Origin of the sequence: Thiorhodococcus mannitoliphagus, from assembly GCF_010915725.1 — a bacterium.
Lineage (GTDB): Bacteria > Pseudomonadota > Gammaproteobacteria > Chromatiales > Chromatiaceae > Thiorhodococcus > Thiorhodococcus mannitoliphagus.
Genome location: NZ_JAAIJR010000246.1, coordinates 1 through 3495 on the forward strand (window position 1 = coordinate 1; position 3495 = coordinate 3495).

The window sequence follows — 3495 nt, forward strand, 5'->3', positions numbered from 1 at the left end:
GCCACGGCCGCCGACTTCTTCACCCTGCTGCGCGACGCCTTCGATGTCCTCTGGGCGGAGGGCGCGGACCGACCCGCTATCATGAGCATCGGACTGCATGCCCGCATCAGCGGCCATCCGGCCCGTGCAGTAGCCGTCGCGCGGTTTCTGGACCATGCCGCGGCCCATGAGGGCGTGTGGATCTGTCGTCGGCGCGAGATCGCCGAGCATTGGATCCAGCGCTTCGGCCGACCCGGTGATGAATGACGACGGGCATGGCGAGCGAGGAGCGTCGCGCCGCCACCAGCGACGCACCGCAAAGCGCTCCGCCGAGTAGCATCGCGCTCTGATGCGACGGATTCTGTCGTGAAGGCCTTTCCTCGCGATTGACCAGCCTCCACGGCGATGTGTGAGGATCCGATGGGTCAGCCGAGCGCACTCAGCGCTCGCGCCTCCAGTCGGCGCCGCGATAGACCCGGACCGCGTTACCACGCTCGAGCTGGGTGTGCTGGCGCCAGCGTTCATCTTCGGCCGCGTGGGCCTGATCGTCGGCGCGCGCGGCGAGCAGCGATGCCAGCCGCGCAAGGGCGAGGCGACGGTTGAGGTGCTGTGAGCGCTCCTCTTGGGCCAGGGTGGTCAGGCCGGTGGGAGTATGGGTGATGCACACCGCGCTCTCGCTACGGTTGACATGCTGCCCGCCGGGACCGCTCGCGCGCAGGGTCTCGATGCGCAGATTCCTTTCATTCCATGGATCCGCGACGGGCTCCGCGAAGACGGCGACACTGACGAACCAATTCTTGCGTTTGTGACGCGGCCGATAGGGACTGGTGCCGATCCACTGGATAGTCCCGAGCCAGTCCGCGACCTGGGTCGGCGCCTCTGGGCCGTTGATCCGGAACAGCACCGAGCGGGCATCGCCGACATGTGAGCCCGAGGTGCGGTCGATCTCCTCCACCTTGAGTCCTCGTCCTGCCAGCGCCTCGGCCAGCTGCGGGGCGAGCCGGCCGACCACCCACACGCACTCGGCTGGACAGCGCCCTGCGGAAATCTGCAGCCAGAGCGTCGTCTCCGTCGTCGGCGCCCGCGCTTCGGCTTGCGGGCAGCCGGCTGCCGGTGTGCCGGGCGGCGCAGCTTTAGGTCAGCACCGGACGCAGGGTGGCGATGACCCGGCAGAGTCCAGCCTCGACCAGGTCCGCGACCACGCGGTCGATGCCCTTGTAGGCCTCCGGGGCCTCGTCGTAGAGCAGCGTCTTGTCCTCGCAGATGACGCGCCCGCCGAGCGCGGTGACGCGCAGCGCGTCCGAACGCTGTCGGGCACTCAGCCGCGCGCGGGCCTCGCCGCACTTCCACTTGCGCCCGGCGCCATGTGCCAGCGAGCGCAGACTGGTGTCGCAGGCAGCCACTCGGCATCCAGATTCAGTCCTGCGGCGGCCTCGGGGTCAAGAATCTCCTCGACGCGCTGCAACTGGGCGAAATGGTTGCCGCCGCCGATGGTGCCAATCGCGGCATCGAAGTCGGTCGGCTCGGCGAGGAAGGCCGCGCCGATGGGGTAGCCCTTGCCGGGGTGCAGACGGGGAGACCGACCGCAGCGCGCATGCCCGGCAGGGCGGCGGTCTGCTCCAGTCGACGCACCGCCTCACCTTCGATCCAAGTGTCGGCGCAGGCGATGATGCGGGGACTCGTCATGGGCTGTGGGCGCTCCTCCAGGAGTTGGCCGTCGTGTCATGATCCCGGCCTTTGCGCCGAGCACCGTCCAGGGTGACGAAATTGGCAATGCTCTGGCAGTGAGCACGGGGCTTGCGGGCGGTGTCTGCTGAGCGCGCTCTGGGCGATCAGCTTCGGTGCCGGATCTGGCAGCGCGGATTCGACTGAGGAGACGCCAGGATCGCGGCTCTAGCGTCCTGGCCCGCGCAGTATCACCTTGGCTCTCGCTTCTGCTTCGTCTTTTGAGCGGGCAGCGTAAGGCGCTGAGACGTCGCAATCCCATGCCCTGGATCTTGTGCTTTCTCTCTCGGCGTCTTCATAGGAGCCGAAGGGGCCAACGGCAATCGCCTGACCGGGAGGTCTCGGCAAGGTTTGGCGGAATCCGAACCACCAGTCTGTTTCAGCCATCGATGCACTGCCTCCAGATCCGCAACACCGTTATCTGCCTTCATGAGTCGCGACTGTCGTTCCGCGCCAGCATCGGTCACGAGCGTGCTGGGTCAATCGTGCCTTTCAGGCGTCGCGCGTCAGCGAGCAAAGTTGACGCCGTCTCGGTGGTCGCCGGTTTGTCTTTCGCCGCAGCGCGCAAAGTCTATCAATGAAATGCGACAGTGCTTGTCGCAAGCGGCATCCGGTAGAAGGGTCGGCTGCGGCTTGGCAAGGCTCGCTCGGTACCGTGCCTCCAGGCTAACGGCAGACGCAGTTTCTCCCGCTTTCCTTGGCGCGATAGAGGGCGCGGTCGGCGCGTTTGAGCAGTTCCTCGGCCAGGGTCTCGAGCGGGATGTCTTGGTCCGCTCCGCGCTCGGTTGCGACCCCCAGGCTCGCGGTGAGTCTCAGGGTGTCGTCAGTCAGTTGATGACGACAGTCGGCGTTTGAGGTCTCGCGCAGCCGCGTGGTGGCGTCCGCGGTCAGTGGAAGCGGTTTGGATTCCAGGGCCAAGCGAATCCGCTCGGCGATCTGCACCGCCGAGTCGGTGGTGGTGTTGGGTAAGAGCACGAGAAACTCCTCGCCACCCTGTCGCACGGCCAGATCCATTGCCCGGCATTGTGCCTTCAGAATCGAGGCGAAGTGATGCAGGGCCGCATCGCCGAACGCGTGACCAAAGCAGTTGTTCACGTCGCGGAAATGGTCGAGATCGATCGCGATGACGGACAGCTGTGCTCGATTGCGGTGGGTCGCGGCCAGGTGACGGGGCAGGGCCAGCTCCAGCTCGTGGCGATTGACCAGTCCGGTGAGCGGATCGAACAGCAGTCGGTGCAGCTCCTGCTTCAGTGAGACCGGCTGGACGATCCGCACCGCGTCCTGTAAGCCGAGGAGCCACGAGCGTAGGCCGAGACTGTCGGGGACGCGTCCCTGGAGCCGGAACCAGCCGTCCTGCGGCGGAGCGATCTGGATGTCTTCGCCCTCCGGGGGCTGCGCCTGGATCGCTGAATACAGCGACTCGGACAGCTCCAGCTCGAGCCCCATCAGCGTCTCATGCTGCGGTGCCAGCGGCGGACTGTCGAGAAATGCGTCAATGGCCGATGGCTCGGCGCGCGATGCGACGCTGTCCTCGAGTGCCCGTGCGCTGTCGATGCGATGCACGGCCAGCCAGCGCAGATCCGCGTAATTCCAGAAGGTGCAGGCGACATAGGCCACCCGATTGCGCTTGGCCCAGCCGAGTGGATGGATCCTGCAGGTGGTCTCGCTGTCCGCATCGGTCTTGGAGTAGGAGATCTCCACCTGGCGGCCGTCTAACGAATAAGGTTAGATCGTCCGAGCGAAGCGAGCGACGATCTGAACCGGTTGTTGGACAAGCCCGGGATCGTGGCG

3 protein-coding genes and 1 pseudogene are annotated in these 3495 nt (G+C 66.3%); 1 reads left to right on the forward strand and 3 read right to left on the reverse strand.

The genetic code is table 11. The features are described from left to right. A pseudogene (locus tag G3480_RS25495) lies at positions 1-246 on the forward strand (chitin deacetylase); the annotation flags it as partial. 172 nt (positions 247-418) lie between these two features. Here G3480_RS25495 and prfH read toward each other — a convergent pair. From prfH to G3480_RS29325, 3 genes are all read right to left on the reverse strand, one after another. After that, entirely contained in the window at positions 419-1033 is a 615-nt protein-coding gene (gene prfH, locus G3480_RS25500; protein ID WP_164657019.1) for a peptide chain release factor H, read from the reverse strand. Between the two features lie 79 nt (positions 1034-1112). After that, positions 1113-1382 (reverse strand): RtcB family protein, encoded by a 270-nt coding sequence (locus G3480_RS28735; RefSeq protein WP_338114224.1) that lies wholly within the window; start codon positions 1380-1382, stop codon positions 1113-1115. 988 nt (positions 1383-2370) lie between these two features. Next, positions 2371-3405 (reverse strand): diguanylate cyclase, encoded by a 1035-nt coding sequence (locus G3480_RS29325; RefSeq protein WP_164657018.1) that lies wholly within the window; start codon positions 3403-3405, stop codon positions 2371-2373. Between the last annotated feature and the right edge of the window lie 90 nt (positions 3406-3495).